Origin of the sequence: Pseudomonas oryzihabitans (genome assembly GCF_007665395.1) — a bacterium.
GTDB classification, from domain to species: domain Bacteria; phylum Pseudomonadota; class Gammaproteobacteria; order Pseudomonadales; family Pseudomonadaceae; genus Chryseomonas; species Chryseomonas psychrotolerans_C.
Window position 1 is genome coordinate 179,133 of record NZ_VDND01000001.1, and the last position, 16,026, is coordinate 195,158.

Consider the following 16,026-nt stretch of genomic DNA (forward strand, 5'->3'; position numbering starts at 1 on the left):
ATCGGTTGAAAGTGGCTGAGGGTGAAAAAGCAACGCACGTGCCAATCGATATACATATATCGATTATCGATTCAACTTGACGATCACCTGGGGCGAGGGCGTGCGCCAGACGTCCCGCGGTACCACCCAGGCAGCCGACCCGCCGACCTGGCCTCAGTCAAAACGGTGCGCCGACCCGGCGGCCGTGCGCCGTTAATGCGCGAGGGACTCGGAAATGCTGCGGGCGCAGTCGCGCACCAGGGGCGCGAGTCGCTGCGTCGCCTCTTCCAGGGTCCAGCGGCTGGTCGGCGGCGAAAGGTGCACGGCGCCTGCCGGTACGCCGTAGCGATCGACGATGGGGGCGGCGATACCCATGTCGCCGAGGAACAACTCCTCGCAATTGATGGCGTAGCCCAGGTGGCGAGCGGTCTGGATGCGGGTGAGGATGGCCTCGACGTCGGTCAGGGTGCTGGGGGTGCGGGCCTCGCGCGGCCCCGCACCCAGCACGGCCCGGATGTCGGCGTCGTCCAGGCACCCCAGGTAGGCGCGGCCCGAACTGGTGCAGTACATGGGAATGCGCATCCCCACCGGCGTGAGCACCGGGATGGTCTGGGTGGTCATGATCTGGGCGATGTAGACCATGCTCTGGTCGACCGGCTCGGTGAGGCTGGCGGTCTCGCCGGAGGCCTGGGCGAGCTGGGCCAGGTAGGGATGCGCCAGCCGCACCAGGGGATGACCCACCAAATAATTGAAGCCCAGCTCGATGACCTTCGGCAGCAGACGGAAGCGCCGGCTGCGGGGGTCCCGACCCACGTAGCCCAGCACTTCCAGAGTGTGCACGGCGCGCTGGGCGGAGGCCTTGTTCATGTCGGTCAGCCGGGCGATCTCGCCGAGCGTCAGGGTGCGCTGCGCCATGAAGGTCTGCAGGACCTGCAGGCCCTTGCCCAGGGACAGGTTGAACAGCGGGTCGGAGGGGGCGGGCGGGGTCGAGTCTTCTGCACTCATCGACGGGGTCCAGGCATGAGCGGGTTGCACCAACCTCGGGTTGGCGATGAGGGCCGGCGGGCGCCGCCGGTGAACTGTAGCGCACTCACCGATCCAGCGGGCGTGCCCTCCCGCAACCTGCGGATGCAGGGTTCCTCGTGACGGTCGCTACGTCATCCAACGTATTCCCCCCGTTCGTCCTGGCATCAAGACTAGCTCCGGCACCCACCCCGGCCCCGCTGCGCGGGCTACCTACCAGGTCCAAGGAGCTTCGTCATGACCGACACCCTGATCCAGGTCGACCTCAATCAGGCCGCCACCGACAACGAGAATGTCCACAACCGCTGGCACCCCGACATCCCCATGGCCTGCTGGGTCAAGCCGGGCGACGACTTCATCCTGGAAACCTACGACTGGACCGGCGGCGCCATCAAGAACGATGACGACGCCAGTGACGTCCGTGATGTCGACCTCTCCACCGTGCACTACCTGTCCGGTCCGGTGGGGGTGAAGGGCGCCGAGCCGGGCGACCTGCTGGTGGTCGACCTGCTCGACATCGGCGCCAAGGCCGAGTCGCAGTGGGGCTTCAACGGCTTCTTCTCCAAGCAGAACGGCGGCGGCTTCCTCACCGACTACTTCCCCTCGGCGCAGAAGTCCATCTGGGACTTCGAAGGCATGTTCACCAAGAGCCGGCACATCCCGGGCGTGCGCTTCGCCGGGCTGATCCATCCCGGCCTGATCGGCTGCCTGCCGGATCCCAAGCTGCTGGCCAACTGGAACGCCCGCGAACAGGAATTGATCGACAGCAACCCGGCCCGGGTACCGCCGCTGGCCAACCCGCCGTTCGCCGCCACCGCCCATATGGGCAAGCTCACCGGCGCCGCCCGTGATGCCGCCGCCGCCACCGGTGCGCGTACCGTGCCGCCGCGCGAGCACGGCGGCAACTGCGACATCAAGGACCTCTCGCGCGGCTCGAAGATCTTCTTCCCGGTCTACGTCGAGGGCGCCGGGCTTTCGGTGGGCGACCTGCACTTCAGCCAGGGCGATGGCGAGATCACCTTCTGCGGCGCCATCGAGATGGCCGGCTGGGTGCACATGAAGGTCGAGCTGATCAAGGGCGGCATGGCCAAGTACGGCATCAAGAATCCCATCTTCAAGCCCAGCCCCATCGTGCCCACCTACAACAACTTCCTGATCTTCGAAGGCATCTCGGTGGACGATGCCGGCAAGCAGCACTACCTGGACGTCAACCTGGCCTACCAGCAGGCCTGCCTCAACGCCATCGAGTACCTGAAGAAATTCGGCTACAGCGGCGCCCAGGGCTACTCGCTGCTGGGCTCGGCGCCGGTGCAGGGGCATATCAGCGGGGTGGTCGACATCCCCAACGCCTGCGCCACCCTCTGGCTGCCGACCGACATCTTCGAATTCGACATCAACCCCAGCGCTGCCGGCCCGACCCGCTACCTGGACGGCAGCATCGACATGCCCATCGCCTACGACAAGTAGCGGTCCGCCCGCCAGGAGTTCGCCATGCCGATCTACGAATACGACTGCCCGCAGTGCGGGGACTTCACCCTGCTGCGGCCCATGGCCCAGCGCGACGATCCCTGCAGCTGCCCCGCCTGCGCGACGCCGAGCCCGCGGGTGATCCTCAGCGCGCCGGGCCTGGCGACCCTGGGTGGTGGCCAGCGCCGCGCCCACGAGACCAACGAGCGCGCGCGCCACGCGCCCCAGTCGCTGCAGGAGTACCAGGCCAGGCGCAGCCACGGCGCCGGCTGCAGCTGCTGTGCGCCGAGCAAGCCGGCGGCGCGCAGCAAGGCCAATCCCCACGGGCTGAAGACCAGTCCATCGACCCGGCCCTGGATGATCAGTCACTGATCTCCGCTTCATCCCTTCCGAAGGAGCAACCCGATGCGCCATGGCGATATCTCCAGCAGCCCCGACACCGTCGGCGTGGCTGTCGTCAACTACCGGATGCCGCGCCTGCACAGCAAGGCGGAGGTCCTCGACAACGCCCGCCAGATCGCCGCGATGATCAAGGGCATGAAACTCGGCCTGCCGGGCATGGACCTGGTGGTGTTCCCCGAATACAGCACCATGGGGATCATGTACGACCGCGACGAGATGATGGCCACCGCCGCGACCATCCCCGGCGAGGAGACGGCGATCTTCGCCGCCGCCTGCCGCGAAGCCAGGACCTGGGGCATCTTTTCCCTCACCGGCGAGCGGCACGAGGAGCACCCGCACAAGGCCCCGTACAACACCCTGGTACTGATCAATGACCAGGGCGAGATCGTGCAGAAGTACCGCAAGTGCATTCCCTGGTGCCCCATCGAGGGCTGGTATCCCGGTGACCGTACCTACGTCAGCGAGGGTCCCAAGGGCCTGAAGATCAGCCTGATCATCTGCGACGACGGCAACTACCCGGAGATCTGGCGCGATTGCGCGATGAAGGGCGCCGAGCTGATCGTGCGCTGCCAGGGCTACATGTACCCGGCCAAGGAGCAGCAGGTGCTGATGGCCAAGACCATGGCCTGGGCCAACAACTGCTACGTGGCGGTGGCCAACGCCACCGGCTTCGACGGCGTGTACAGCTACTTCGGCCACTCGGCGCTGATCGGCTTCGATGGCCGCACCCTGGGCGAATGCGGCGAGGAGGAGATGGGTATCCAGTACGCCCAGCTGTCGGTCTCGCAGATCCGCGACGCCCGCGGCAACGACCAATCGCAGAACCACCTGTTCAAGTTGCTCCACCGCGGCTACACCGGCGTCTACAACTCCGGCGATGGTGACAAGGGCGTGGCCGATTGCCCCTTCGACTTCTACCGCACCTGGGTGCTGGATGCGCAGAAGGCCCAGGCGGACGTCGAGCGGATGACCCGTTCCACCATCGGGGTGGCCGACTGCCCGGTGGGCGAGCTGCCGCATCCGGGCCAGGAACGCCAGCTGGGCTGACGCGGGTCGCGCGGGGAGTGAGCATGCCATTCGTCAACGACCTGTTGGAGCACAACCGCAGCCAGCTGGCCCGTGAGGGCCAGGCGCCGCTGCCCTCGCGCTTCCTCTTCGAGCCGGCGGCGGTGATGGCGCTGCTGCGGGGGCGCATCCTCGGCCAGGACAGGGTGCTCGACCAGCTGGAAGCCCTGCTCAAGGTGGTCAAGGCCGACATCGGCGATCCGGAGCGGCCGCTCGGCGTCAGCCTGTTCATCGGCCCCACCGGCGTCGGCAAGACCGAACTCGTGCGGCTGCTGGCCCAGGCCATCCACGGCCGCGCGGACGCCCTGTGCCGCATCGACATGAATACCCTGGCCCAGGAACACTACGCCGCGGCCTTGGCCGGCGCGCCGCCCGGCTATGTGGGCAGCAAGGAAGGCACCACGCTGTTCGATGCCGAGGCCATCGCCGGCAGCTATGGTCGGCCCGGCATCGTGCTGTTCGACGAGCTGGAAAAGGCCGATCGGCAGGTCATCCGCACCCTGTTGAACGTGCTCGACAGCGGCCAGCTGGTGCTGAGCGCCGGCAGCAAGCGCCTCGACTTCCGCAACAGCCTGATCTTCATGACCAGCAACCTGGGCGCCCGCGCCGTGCAGGCCTACCGCGCCCGCTTCGAACACGGCTGGCGCCGCTGGCTCAACCTCCTGCCTCTCGACCAAGATCGCGTGCTGGAAGAGGCGCTGCACGACCATTTCGATCCGGAATTCCTCAACCGCATCGATCGCATCCTGGCCTTCCAGCGCCTCGAGCACGACTGGCTGCCCGGCCTGCTGGATATCGAGCTGGACAAGCTCAACCAGCGCCTGGCTCGCCGCGGGCGCAGCCTGGAGCTGGACGAAGGCGCCAGGGCCTTGCTCTGCCAGGGGCACGACGCCCGCTTCGGCGCCCGTGACCTGGTCCGCCGCCTGCGGCGGGTACTGGAGCCGGCCGTGGCCGCCTTTCTGCTGGAGCGGCCCGAGGCCTGTCGCCTGTTGGCCGAAGCGCGCGGGCAAGAAGTGCAGATTCGTTCTCTCGATTAGACGGGCGTCGACACCGTCAGGCTCCTGCGCGGCGGCTAGCGGCGGTTACCCGCCGCCAGCCAGGCACGCCAGCCGCCGTGCGCGGTGATGTCCTCGGCCCCCGCCAGGCCATAGGGCTCGCAGATGAAGCCGGTTTCCCAGCTACCGTCGGCCAGCTCCACCTTGCCCAGGCCGAGCGGGGCGGGGATACCGGTGAGGAAGCTGCCCAGTTCGCTGCTGGGCAATTCCCAGACCTCCACCTCGATGGCCGCGCCGTCCTCGGCGACCCGGACCATGCCGGGCCGCTGGGGCGGTCCGCCGGCCAGGGCATAGAGGCGATAGCGCGGGGCGCTCCGGGTCAGGGCCAGGCGCCGGGCGCCACGGGCGAGCAGCTGGCCATTGAGCGGCAGCCCCTGCAGGTGGGCGCCGCAGACCACCAGGCGGGCGCGATCATGGCGGGCGGGGTGCGTCGGCAGGTTGGCGCTCGGCAGCGTACCGCCGACCAGGGGCAGACCCTGGACTTCCTGCAGCGCCGCCGCCAGGCTGAGCAGGTACTGGTCGGTGAACACCCGGCCGAACAGCGTCGCGCCCCAGGGCAGGCCATTGGCCATGACCCCGGCGGGTACGGCCACGGCCGCGTAGTCCAGCAGGTTCATGAAGTTGGTGTAGTAGCCGAGGTCGGCGTTGCGCGCCACCGGCTCGGCGGCCAGCTCCGCGAGGGTGACTGGGCGCGGATAGGTCGGGGTGAGCACGCAATCCAGCTCGGCGAGCAGGGCATCGCACTGGGCTTTCAGTGCCTGTAGCCGGTAGCCGGCGCGGAAGGCCTCCACCGCCGTGGTGCGCGGCGCCTTCTCCAACACGGCGCGGATCACCGGCAGGACCGCGTCCGGATCGGCTTCGATCAGGGCGCCGGCGACGGCGTAGCGCTCGGCCACCCAGGGGCCTTCATAGAGCAGGCGGGCGGCTTCGAGGAAGGGCGCAAGATCCAGCGGCACGGCTTCGCCACCCAGGGCTTCGAGCTGCGACTTGGCGGCCGCGAACAGCGCCGGGCTTTCCGCACAACCGAGGAATTCCAGCTGGGTCGGTACCCCGAAGCGGAAGGGCCGCGGCCTGCCGAAGGCACTGGCGTCGTTCCACTGCGGATTGGCGCGGCTGTAGGGATCGCGTGGGTCACGGCGGGCGGTGAGGGCCAGCAGTTCGCTGGCCTCGGCGGCGGTGGCGGTGAGATAGGTCACGCAGTCCAGCGTCTGGCAGGCGGGTACCACCCCGGCGGTGGAGAGCAGGCCCTTGCTGCCCTTGAGCCCGACCAGGTGGTTCAGCGCCGCCGGCACCCGGCCGGAGCCCGCGGTATCCGTGCCCAGGGCGAAGCTGGCGACGCCCAGGGCCACGGCCAGGGCCGAGCCGGCGCTGGAACCCCCGGCCGGGTAGTCCGGATGAACGCTGTTGCGGCAGGCGCCATAGGGCGAGCGGGTGCCGTTGAGGCCGGTGGCGAACTGGTCGAGGTTGCACTCGCCGAGGGGCACGGCGCCCAGGGCGATCAGCTGCTCCACCAGGGTCGCCGAGCGCTCGGGCACATAGGCGTAGGCCGGGCAGGCCGCCGTGGTCGGGATGCCGGCGAGGTCGATGTTGTCCTTGAGCGCGAAGGGGATGCCGTACAGCGGCAGCTCGGCCGGATCGCGGCCGTCGAGGGCGGCCAGATAGGGCTCCAGTTCCGCCGGGGTCAGCAGGTGGATGAACAGCCGATACTCGGGATTGAGCTGGGCGGCCTGTTCCCGTAGCGCGGTGATGAGGGCCCGTGGCGTCTGGGTGCCGGCGGCATAGGCGGCGCGCAGGGTGGTGAGGCGCAGGTCGAATGGCATCGCGGCTTCCTTCAATTCTGGTCGATGACGAGCAGGCGCTGGCCGGCGCGGACCGGCGAACCGGGCTGGACCTGGAGGTCGCGAATCCGGCCGCTGCAGGGGGCGAGCAGGGGAATCTCCATCTTCATGGATTCGAGGACCAGCAGCGGCTGGCCGGCTTCCACCTCATCGCCAGGCTGGACCTGGGCTTGCCAGAGATTGCCGGCCACCGGGCTTTCCAGCGCCTGCTGGCCAGCGCTGAGCGGCGCGTCCGTGGTCGGCTCGGCCAGGGGCTCGACACTGTCGAAGTGCGCCTGGCCGGAGTCGATCCAGCGCTGTCGCTCGGCGGCAAAGGCAGCCTGCTGGCGGCTGCGAAAGGCGGCGATACCCTCGGCTTCGCGGGCCAGGAACGCCTGGTAGTCGGCCAGCGACAGCTCGCTTTCCTCGATGCGCAGCGGCACGCGACCGAGCGGAAAGTCGGCACGGATGCGCAGCAGTTCGTCCGCCGAGACTTCATGAAAGCGGATCTGGTCGAAGAAGCGCAGCAGATAGGGCTGGCCGTGGAAGGCCTCCACTTCGCGATAGCGATTCCACATCTGCAGGGTGCGCCCGACGAACTGGTAGCCACCCGGGCCCTCCATGCCGTAGACGCAGAGGTAGGCGCCGCCGATACCCACCGAGTTTTCCGCGGTCCAGGTGCGCGCCGGGTTGTACTTGGTGGTGACCAGCCGATGACGTGGATCGAGGGGCGTGGCCACCGGGGCGCCGAGGTAGACGTCACCCAGGCCCATCACCAGGTAGCTGGCATCGAAGACGATGCGCTTGACCGCCTCCAGGGAGTCCAGGTCATTCACCCGACGGATAAATTCCAGGTTGCTCGGGCACCAGGGGGCGTCCTTGCGCACCGTGGTGGCGTACTTCTCGATGGCCAGGCGGCAGGCCGGATCGTCCCAGGACAGCGGCAGGTGAACGATGCGCGAGGGCACCCGCAGGTCCTGGGCATCGCCCAGCGCCTGCCAGCAGCGACCGACCGCCGCCAGCAGCTCGGTCAGCGGCAGCGCCTCGGGCTGGTAGTGCACCTGCAGCGAGCGGATGCCGGGGGTGAGTTCGCACAGGCCGGGCAGCGCCAAGGCGGCCAGCGCCTGCATCAGGCCGTGACCGCGAAAGCGCAAGGCGAGGTCCAGCTCCGCCGGGCCGATCTCCAACAGCAGATGGGTATCTCCGGAGAGCCGCGCCACCAGTCGCTCGGCACCCTGGCCCAGGTCCAGCACCACGGGATCGCCGCGCTTGGGGGTAACGGCGATCTCCGCCTGCGGCTGCAAGCTGCTTTCCTCGGCCAGGCGTGCCCGCTGCAGACGCCGCGCGGTGGCCAGGTCCACCGGCAGGAAGCGCACCCGGTCACCGGCCTTGAGTTGGCCCAGTTGCCAGAGATCGGCCTCGATCACCGTGACCGGGCAGACGAAGCCGCCCAGGCTGGGCCCGTCCGGGCAGAGTATGACCGGCATGTCGCCGGTGAAGTCCACGGCGCCCACCGCATAGGGGTTGTCGTGGATGTTAGAGGGATGCAGGCCGGCTTCGCCGCCGTCTTCGCGGGTCCATTCCGGCTTGGGCCCGATCAAACGTACCCCGGTGCGGCTGGAATTGAAGTGCACCTCCCAGTCGGTGGCGAGGAAGAGGTCGAGATAGGCTGGGCTGAAATAATCCGGTGCACCATGCGGACCGTAGATGACGCGCAGGGTCCGAATGGCGGGCAGGTGGGTGGTGAGCGCCGCGGGCAGCTGGGCTCCGACGGCCGGATCGCTCAGTGGGTGAAGGTGCAGCACGTCACCGGCGCGCAGGGCACGGCCGCCATGACCGCCGAACTGGCCGAGGGTGAAGGTGCTGCGGCTGCCCAGGTACTCGGGCAGGTCGAGGCCGCCTCTCAGGCAGAGATAGCTGCGCGCACCGGCACCTGCGATGGCGCCCAGGTGCAGGGTGGCACCGGCCGGTACCCGGAAGACGCTGTCCATGGCCTGGGGCTGGTCGTCCAGCAGGATCGGCACGGGCGCGCCGGTGACCGCCACCACGGCGTCCGTATTGAATCTGAGCGTAGGTCCGGCCAGGGTGATTTCCAGGGCGGCGGCGCGGCCGTCGTTGCCGAGCAGGCGATTGCCCAGGCGCAGGGCGCGGTCGTCCATGGGGCCGGAAGGGGGAATGCCCACCGACCAGTAGCCGAGACGCCCGGGGGCATCCTGCACCGTGGTCTGGGTGCCGGCGCTGAGCACCTCCAGGGTGGTGGCCTGGTAGCTGAGTCCTTCCAGGCAGCGGGTCCAGGGGCGACCCTCGGCGAAGGGCGCGGCGGCGAGGATCTGCCGCAGGTAGTCACCATTGGTTTCCACGCCGTAGAGCTGGGTCTCGGCCAGGGCCCGGTCGAGGCGCAGGCGGGCGCCTTCACGGTCCGGGGCCCAGGCGATCAGCTTGGCCACCAGCGGATCGAAGTAGGGCGGGATTTCGCAACCGGCCTCGACCCAGGTGTCCAGGCGCAGGGCGCGGCCATCCGCGGGCGGGAAGTCGACCTGGGTCAGCAGGCCGGGGCTGGGCTGGAAGTCGCGACCCGGGTCCTCGGCATAGAGGCGCGCCTGGATGGCATGGCCCGCGGGGTGCAGCGCCTTGGCCAGCTCGGCCAGCGGCGGCAGGTCGCCGGCGGCCAGCTCGATCATCCAGCGCACCAGGTCGACGCCCCAGACCTGCTCGGTGACCCCGTGCTCGACCTGCAGCCGGGTGTTCACCTCGAGGAAGTAGAAACGGTCGGCGGCGCTGTCGTAGACGAATTCCACGGTACCGGCGCTGCGGTAGCCCACCGCACGGGTCAGATCCAGGGCGGCAGCACAGAGCGCCTCGGCCATGCCGGCCGGCAGATTGGGCGCCGGGGTTTCCTCCAGCACCTTCTGGTTGCGCCGCTGCACCGAGCAGTCGCGCACGCCCAGGGCCAGCACCTCGCCCTGGCCATCGCCGAACACCTGCACCTCCAGGTGCCGCGCCCGTTCGATGTATTTCTCCAGGAACACGCCAGCATCGCTGAAGTTGTTCTGGCCCAGCCGGCGTACCGTCTCGAAGGCCTCGGTCAGGTCGCTGGCCGAGCGGCAGACGCGCATGCCGATGCCACCGCCACCTGCGGTGCTCTTGAGCATCACCGGATAGCCGATCCGTTCGGCAGCGCTCAGGGCAGCGGCGAGGTCTTCCAGCAACTCGGTGCCTTCCAGCAGCGGCACGCCCTGGGCGCGGGCCAGGGCGCGAGCGGTATGCTTGAGGCCGAAGGTGCGCAGGTGTTCGGGAGTAGGGCCGACGAAGGCGATGCCGGCGGCCTCGCAGGCCTCGGCAAAGGCAGCGTTCTCGGAGAGGAAGCCATAGCCGGGGTGGATGGCCTGGGCGCCGCGGCGGCGGGCCACGTCGAGCAGCTTGGCGGTGTCGAGATAGGTCGCCGCGGCGGCGCCCTCACCGAGGCTGAAGGCCTGGTCGGCGCCGCTGACATGGCGACTGGCGCGGTCGGCTTCGCTGTAGACGGCAACGGAGGCGACGCCCAGCTCGCGCAGGGTGCGCTGGATTCGGCAGCCAATGGCGCCACGGTTGGCGATGAGCAGGGTGGTGAACATTCGAGGCATCCTCGAAGGTGGCGGGCCGTCCCGCCGGGTAGGAGCTCTCGGGGTCGTCCACGAGAGGCGCACGAAGGCGGCTGATCAGGGCTGGGCACGCATCAGTAGCGCCCGGCGCGTAGCTCGCAGAAGCGCTGGAGGCGCGGTCGCAGCCAGTGCCAGACGCGCTTGGTACGGCTCAGTCCCATAGCAGCACCTCCGCCGGGGTGGGATTCCAGCCATTGCACGGGTTGTTCAGCTGCGGGCAGTTGGAGATCAGCAGGATGACGTCCATCTCGGCACGCAGCTCCACGTACTTGCCGGCGCCGGAGATGCCGTCCTCGAAGGTCAGGCCGCCGTCCGCGGTGACCGGCACGTTCATGAAGAAGTTGATGTTGGCGCCGATGTCGCGCTTGCCCAGGCGCCCGTCATGGCCACCGGCGCAGAGGAAGTTGTCGCGGCAGCTGTGCATCTGGCGCCGGTCGAGGGCGTAGCGCACCGTGTTGCTCTCTTGGGAGCAGGCGCCGCCGAGGGTGTCATGGCGGCCACAGGTGTCGGCGACGATGGTCAGCAGCGGATTGCCCAGGTTGGAATAGAGCACGCTGCCGGTCGACAGATAGACCCGCCCCTGGCGCCTCAGGGTGCGCTGGGGGTCGTAGCGTTCCTGGGGGTTGGCGGCGGCGTAGAAGAGGGTGTCCACCGCCTGGTTGCCTTCCAGGTCATGGATGCGCAGGGTCTGGCCGGCCTTGATCTCCTTGAGGTACGGCGCCCCGGCGGGCAGGACGGCGCGGTAGCTGGCTTCTTCCGGGCGTTTGGTGCTGGCATTCAGGGTCATGGCGAGGCCTCAGACGAAGTAGCGGGCGGTGTTCTGGAAGGCGCGCGCGTTTTCCGGGCGCGAGGTGCGGCAGCCCTCGGCCACCTCGGGCGCGGCGCGCAACTGGGCGAGATCGACCGGGCGCGGCGCATAGACCGGATCCGGGTCCAGCGGATGCTGCAGGGCGGTGAGCACCACCAGGGTGTTCATGGGGGCATAGAGCTCGACGACATCGCCGGCGCGGGAGTTGCCCGGGACGAAGCGGAAGGCGCCCTCGGCATCCACGTCCACGCGGCTGAACAGATTGAGGTTCATCAGCAGGTCTTCGAGGCCCAGGCCCCACTTGGCCAGTTCCACCAGCAGGTTGTCGGTACCGTTGCGATGGAAGCCGTTGCGCAGTTCCTGGTAGCGGCCCTCGCCGTAGTGCTCGGCCACCTCCGCGGCATTGGCCACGCCGCCGAAGCTGTCGTGCCAGCCGCAGGTGTCGCGCACCAGCGCCGCCAGCACGCGGCCCATGTCGGAGTAGAGGCAGTGGCCGGCGGTGAGGCGGGCGGTGTGCTGGCCCTTGAGGGTGTCGGGCAGGTTCAGGCGTTCGCTGCGGTCGTCGGCGTTGAACAGCAGCAGGCTGACGTTGGCACCGCCTTCCACATCGGTCAGCCGCAGGACCTGGCCGCGGCGGAGGATGAAGGAGGCGGTACCGCCGCCGGGGATGCGTTCCTGGTAGAGCAGGTCGTCAGGCATGGGGGGACCTCGTCAGGTAAGGGCCGGCTGGACCGTCGCCGGGGCGACGGTACGAGTCTTGGCGGTCAAGGGAAGGTCGTAGGTGATGCGGGCGCCATAGGCGCCGGGGGCTTGCGGGTCCTGGCGGACCTTGTCGAACACCAGTACCCGGGTGGCCAGGCTGAAGCCCTCGTGCAGGTCATGGGTGACCATGAACACGGTCAGTGGCCGTTCGTGCCAGAGCTCCAGCAGCAGGGCGTGCATGTCCTTGCGGATGCCCGGGTCCAGGGCGCCGAACGGCTCGTCCAGCAACAGGATGCGTGGCCGGACGATCAGCGCCTGGGCGATGGCGAGCCGCTGCTGCATGCCACCGGAGAGCTGGCCCGGGTACTTGCCCAGCGCCTGGCCCAGGCCGACGCGTTCAAGCAGGGCGGCGGCCTGTTCCCGGGCCTCGCGCTTGGCGGTGCCCAGCAGCCGGCCGAGCAGCGGGGACCTGGGCAGCTCCAGGCCCAGGGCGACGTTGTCCAGCACGGTCAGGTGGGGAAACACCGAGTAGCGTTGGAAGACCACCCCGCGCTCGGGGTCCGGCTCCGCCGACAGCGGCCGGCCATCGATGCGGATCTCGCCGCGACTGGGCCGCTCCTGGCCGAGCAGCAGGCGCAGGAAGGTGGACTTGCCGCAGCCGGAGGCGCCGACCAGGGCGCAGAATTCGCCTTCGCGCACCTGCAGGTTCAGGCCTTCCAAGACCACCTGTTCGCCGTAGCGCTGCCAGAGATTGCGCACCTCGATCATCAGCGCTCCTCCCCATACCAGGGAAAGGCGCGCCGGGTGAGCAGGCGCAGTCCCGCGTCCATCAGCCAGGCGAGCAGGGTGATCCAGGCGACATAGGGCAGGATCACGTCCATCGCCAGGTACCGCCGTACCAGGAAGATGCGATAGCCCAGTCCATCGGTGGCGGCGATGGCCTCGGCGGCGATGAGGAACAACCAGGCCGCGCCCAGTTGCAGCCGTAGGGCGATGAGCAGGCGTGGCAGCAGCTGCGGCAGCACCAGGCGCAGGATCACCGTCCAGCTGTTGGCCCCGAGGGTCTGGGCCTTGATCAGCAATTCCCGCGGCAACTCCCGGGCGCGCTGGTCCAGCTCGCGGATCAGCACCGGCGTCACCCCGATCACGATCAGCATGACCTTGGCCAACTCACCCAGGCCGAAGACGATGAAGAGGATCGGCAGGACCGCCAGCGGCGGGATCATCGACAGTACCGTGACCAGCGGCGACAGCGGCGCGCCTACCAGCGGCAGGCTCCCCGCGGCGATGCCCACCACCAGGGCGATCAGCGCGGCGATGCCCAGGCCGATGCCGAGCCGTTGCAGGCTGGCCAGGGTGTCCTGCCAAAACGGATAGCCGCCGGTGCGGACATCGGCGGTGAAGGCCAGGCGCTGCACCGCATCAGCCATCTGCGCCACGCTCGGCAGGAGCTTGTCGTTGGAGTTCTCCGCCAGCCGGGAGGCCGAGCCGACCAGATAGAGCAGGGCCAGCAGGGCGAAGGGCAGCAGCACCAGCAGGAGCCGGCCACCACGGTCGGGATGCCGATTGATGAAGCGCATGGGCGTAGTCCTCGCGACCGGGCTCAGAGCTTGCCGTCGGCAGCCAGCTGCACGAAGGTCGGGTTGAAACGCAGCTTGAGGTTATTGGCATCGCCACTGGTCTTGCCGCCGGGATAGGCGATGCCGATGGCGTCGGCACTAGGCGCGCCCTGGCCCAGCAGGCCGTGCTCGAAGGAGAAGTGGGCGATCCGCTGCATGGTGGCGGGCAGCGCGGGGTCCTGGACGAAGGCGGCGGCCTCCGCGGGCGTGGCGAACAGCCGGGTCTTGTCGAGCTGCGCCTGGAAGCCGGCGAGGTCGGTGCCGGAGGCCTTGGCCATGGCCTCCAGGGCCGCCTTGCCCTTGGCATCGCCGGCCTGCATCAGGGTCATCATCTCGAACCAGGCGCCAGTCAGGGCCTTGCCCAGGGCCGGGTTGTCCTTGAGCGTCGCCGTATTCACCACCAGCATGTCGAGGATCTCGCCGGGGATCTTGCTGGAGTCGAACACCTCGGTGGTGTCCGGCTGGGCCTTGATCTCGGCCAGCAGGGGATTCCAGGTCACCACGTTGCGCACGTCGGGCGTCTGGAAGGCGGCGACCATATCGGCGTCGGAGGTATTGACGGTGGTAAGGTCCTTTTCCGTCATCCCCACGGTCTGCAGCGCCCGCGCCAGCAGGTAGTGGGAGACCGAGAATTGCACCAAGTTGACCTGCTGGCCCTTGAGGTCGGCGAGGGTCTTGCCCTTGCCCTTCAGCACGACGCCATCGTTGCCGTTGGAGTAGTCGCTGACGATCAGCGCGGTGCTGTCCACGCCACCGGCGGCCGGAATGGTCAGGGCATCCATGTTGGTCATGGCGCAGCCATCGAACTGGCCGGCGGTGTACTGGTTGATGGATTCGACGTAGTCGTTGAGCTGCACGACCTCGACGTGGATGCCGTACTTCTTGGCCCACTTGTCGATGATGCCCTGGGCCTGGGCTTCGCCCCAGGGCATCCAGCCGGCGTAGATCGTCCAGCACACCTTGAAGTCGTCACGCGGCGCCGCCTGAGCGGTGGCACCGAGCAGCAGGGAACAGCCGAGAACGAGCGAGGCGAGCAGGGGATGGCGCATGGGACCTCCAATAGGATGGACGACGGGACAGGAGCACGCGACTGGCGCTGTGTCTCCCGGGCTTTTGTCCCGCCGTGTAACCCCATCAGAGGTCGACGACTCTCGGACCAGACACTCGCCGTGGCGAGCCGGAACCCTAGTCATCCATTGCAGATTGTGGTGCATCAAACCGGCTGGCCGGTGCTCCTGCACGTCCTAGGCAAAGCCAGATGCGTGCCAGTTGCCGCCAAGCCCCGTGCCCAGGGGGATGGCGGCCATCGGAACGCGCAGAGGCGGGCAAGCGGCGCTCCGTTGCAGTGCGCCCACGGCGCCCGGCTGCACCGCTTTGAGCCAGGGGGAAGGGCAGGCGTCTTTCACCAGGGGCCGCTGCGTGGCTGCGCCGGCTTCAGCAGCCGAGCGCCTTGACCAGTACCTCCCGAAAGGCCGCCACCGCCGGCGGCAGCTCTCGCCCGGCCATGCTCTGCAACTCGATCCGGCGCGCGGCCAGGCCTTCGTCCAGCAGCGGCAAGGCGACCAGCTGGCCTTCGCGCAGCCGGCTGCGCAGGCTCAGTTCGCTGGACAGGCAGACGCCGCCGCCCAGCGCGGCGAAGCGGTAGAGCGCCTGCATGTTGTTGCTCACCAGTACCGGATCGAAGGACAGCCCCTGGACACCGCAGCAGATGTCGAACAGCTGGCGCACCGTGGTATCGGGCATGGGGATCGCCAGTGGATAGGGCTGCAGATCGACCAGCGCCAGGCCGGTGCGCCCGGCGAGAGGGTGGTCGGGCGCGACGATGGCCTCGATGGCGCCGCTCAGGGTGGCTTCGACGCGGATGTCCGGCGCGGGCTTGAGGCTGAAGGTGAGGCCCAGGTCGGCATCGCCCTCCTGCACCCGGCGGGTCACCGTGGCCGGCGCCCCGACTTCCAGGGAGAACTGGATACCGGCGTAGCCCCGGCGAAAGGCGACGATCAGCTCGGGCAGGAAGTCCAGCGAGAAGCCCTCGGTGGTGGCCAGACGCACCTGGCCACGGTGCAGGTCCGACAGCCCGCGCAGTTCGGCGGCCACCTGCTCGCTGGCCAGCTGCGCCTTGCGCGCGTGGGCTGCCAGCCGCTCGCCGGCAGCGCTGGGTACCACGCCACGGGCACGGCGTTCCAGCAGCGGCGTCTCCAGCTCCCGTTCGAGCTTGGCGATCTGCCGGCTCACCGCGCTGGCCGCGACGTTGAGGCGCTGGGACGCTTCGCTGATGGAGCCGCAGCGCACCACCTCGAGGAAATAGCGCAGCGCGGTGGACTGGATCCCGTGCAGATGCATGACGTCTCCTTTGCCGAAAAGGCATGGCTTGCATCTAAATATTCTGCTTGTGGCATGGGATGGCAAGACCTAGAGTCGATTGCAGAGACCAACAACAGGTAACGCCGA

The 16,026-nt window shown here is 68.8% G+C and carries 13 protein-coding genes and 1 riboswitch; of the genes, 4 read left to right on the top strand and 9 right to left on the bottom strand.

Going from position 1 to position 16,026, the window contains the following annotated elements; all coding sequences use genetic code 11:
* Positions 1-192: 192 nt before the first annotated feature.
* Positions 193-984, bottom strand: a complete 792-nt coding sequence (locus FSV73_RS00800; RefSeq protein WP_145002463.1) for an IclR family transcriptional regulator — start codon at positions 982-984, stop codon at positions 193-195.
* Positions 985-1,239: 255 nt separating this feature from the next.
* Between FSV73_RS00800 and fmdA the strand changes: the two genes are divergently transcribed.
* The 4 genes from fmdA to FSV73_RS00820 are packed head-to-tail and all read left to right on the top strand — an operon-like array spanning position 1,240 to position 4,973.
* Complete coding sequence (gene fmdA, locus FSV73_RS00805; RefSeq protein WP_145002466.1) at positions 1,240-2,469, top strand: formamidase; 1,230 nt, start codon at positions 1,240-1,242, stop codon at positions 2,467-2,469.
* 24 nt (positions 2,470-2,493) lie between these two features.
* Positions 2,494-2,841, top strand: coding sequence for an FmdB family zinc ribbon protein (locus FSV73_RS00810; protein ID WP_145002469.1), 348 nt, complete (start codon positions 2,494-2,496; stop codon positions 2,839-2,841).
* Between the two features lie 33 nt (positions 2,842-2,874).
* Complete coding sequence (locus FSV73_RS00815) at positions 2,875-3,918, top strand: aliphatic amidase (RefSeq protein WP_145002472.1); 1,044 nt, start codon at positions 2,875-2,877, stop codon at positions 3,916-3,918.
* A 23-nt stretch (positions 3,919-3,941) separates the two neighbouring features.
* Positions 3,942-4,973 (top strand): AAA family ATPase, encoded by a 1,032-nt coding sequence (locus FSV73_RS00820; RefSeq protein WP_145002475.1) that lies wholly within the window; start codon positions 3,942-3,944, stop codon positions 4,971-4,973.
* A gap of 35 nt (positions 4,974-5,008) precedes the next feature.
* On the opposite strand, the gene atzF is transcribed toward FSV73_RS00820, so the two are convergent.
* The 8 genes from atzF to FSV73_RS00860 form a co-directional block, all read right to left on the bottom strand.
* Complete coding sequence (gene atzF, locus FSV73_RS00825) at positions 5,009-6,811, bottom strand: allophanate hydrolase (protein ID WP_145002478.1); 1,803 nt, start codon at positions 6,809-6,811, stop codon at positions 5,009-5,011.
* An 11-nt stretch (positions 6,812-6,822) separates the two neighbouring features.
* Positions 6,823-10,422: an urea carboxylase gene (gene uca, locus FSV73_RS00830; protein ID WP_145002481.1), complete on the bottom strand. Its 3,600-nt coding sequence runs from the start codon at positions 10,420-10,422 to the stop codon at positions 6,823-6,825.
* A gap of 178 nt (positions 10,423-10,600) precedes the next feature.
* The gene (locus FSV73_RS00835) at positions 10,601-11,236 is read right to left on the bottom strand and encodes an urea amidolyase associated protein UAAP2 (RefSeq protein WP_145002484.1); all 636 of its coding nucleotides are present in this window, start codon (positions 11,234-11,236) and stop codon (positions 10,601-10,603) included.
* Between the two features lie 9 nt (positions 11,237-11,245).
* Positions 11,246-11,956, bottom strand: a complete 711-nt coding sequence (locus FSV73_RS00840) for an urea amidolyase associated protein UAAP1 (RefSeq protein WP_145002487.1) — start codon at positions 11,954-11,956, stop codon at positions 11,246-11,248.
* Between the two features lie 12 nt (positions 11,957-11,968).
* Entirely contained in the window at positions 11,969-12,727 is a 759-nt protein-coding gene (locus FSV73_RS00845) for an ABC transporter ATP-binding protein (protein WP_145002490.1), read from the bottom strand.
* On the bottom strand, positions 12,727-13,539 hold the full coding sequence (locus FSV73_RS00850) for an ABC transporter permease (protein WP_145002493.1): 813 nt from the start codon (positions 13,537-13,539) through the stop codon (positions 12,727-12,729). Before FSV73_RS00850 ends, FSV73_RS00845 begins: the two co-directional genes overlap by 1 nt.
* A gap of 23 nt (positions 13,540-13,562) precedes the next feature.
* A complete protein-coding gene (locus FSV73_RS00855; protein ID WP_145002495.1) occupies positions 13,563-14,627 on the bottom strand; it encodes a putative urea ABC transporter substrate-binding protein in 1,065 nt (354 codons plus the stop codon).
* 51 nt (positions 14,628-14,678) lie between these two features.
* A riboswitch (guanidine-I (ykkC/yxkD leader) is annotated at positions 14,679-14,778 on the bottom strand.
* A gap of 234 nt (positions 14,779-15,012) precedes the next feature.
* The gene (locus FSV73_RS00860; RefSeq protein ID WP_145002499.1) at positions 15,013-15,918 is read right to left on the bottom strand and encodes a LysR family transcriptional regulator; all 906 of its coding nucleotides are present in this window, start codon (positions 15,916-15,918) and stop codon (positions 15,013-15,015) included.
* Between the last annotated feature and the right edge of the window lie 108 nt (positions 15,919-16,026).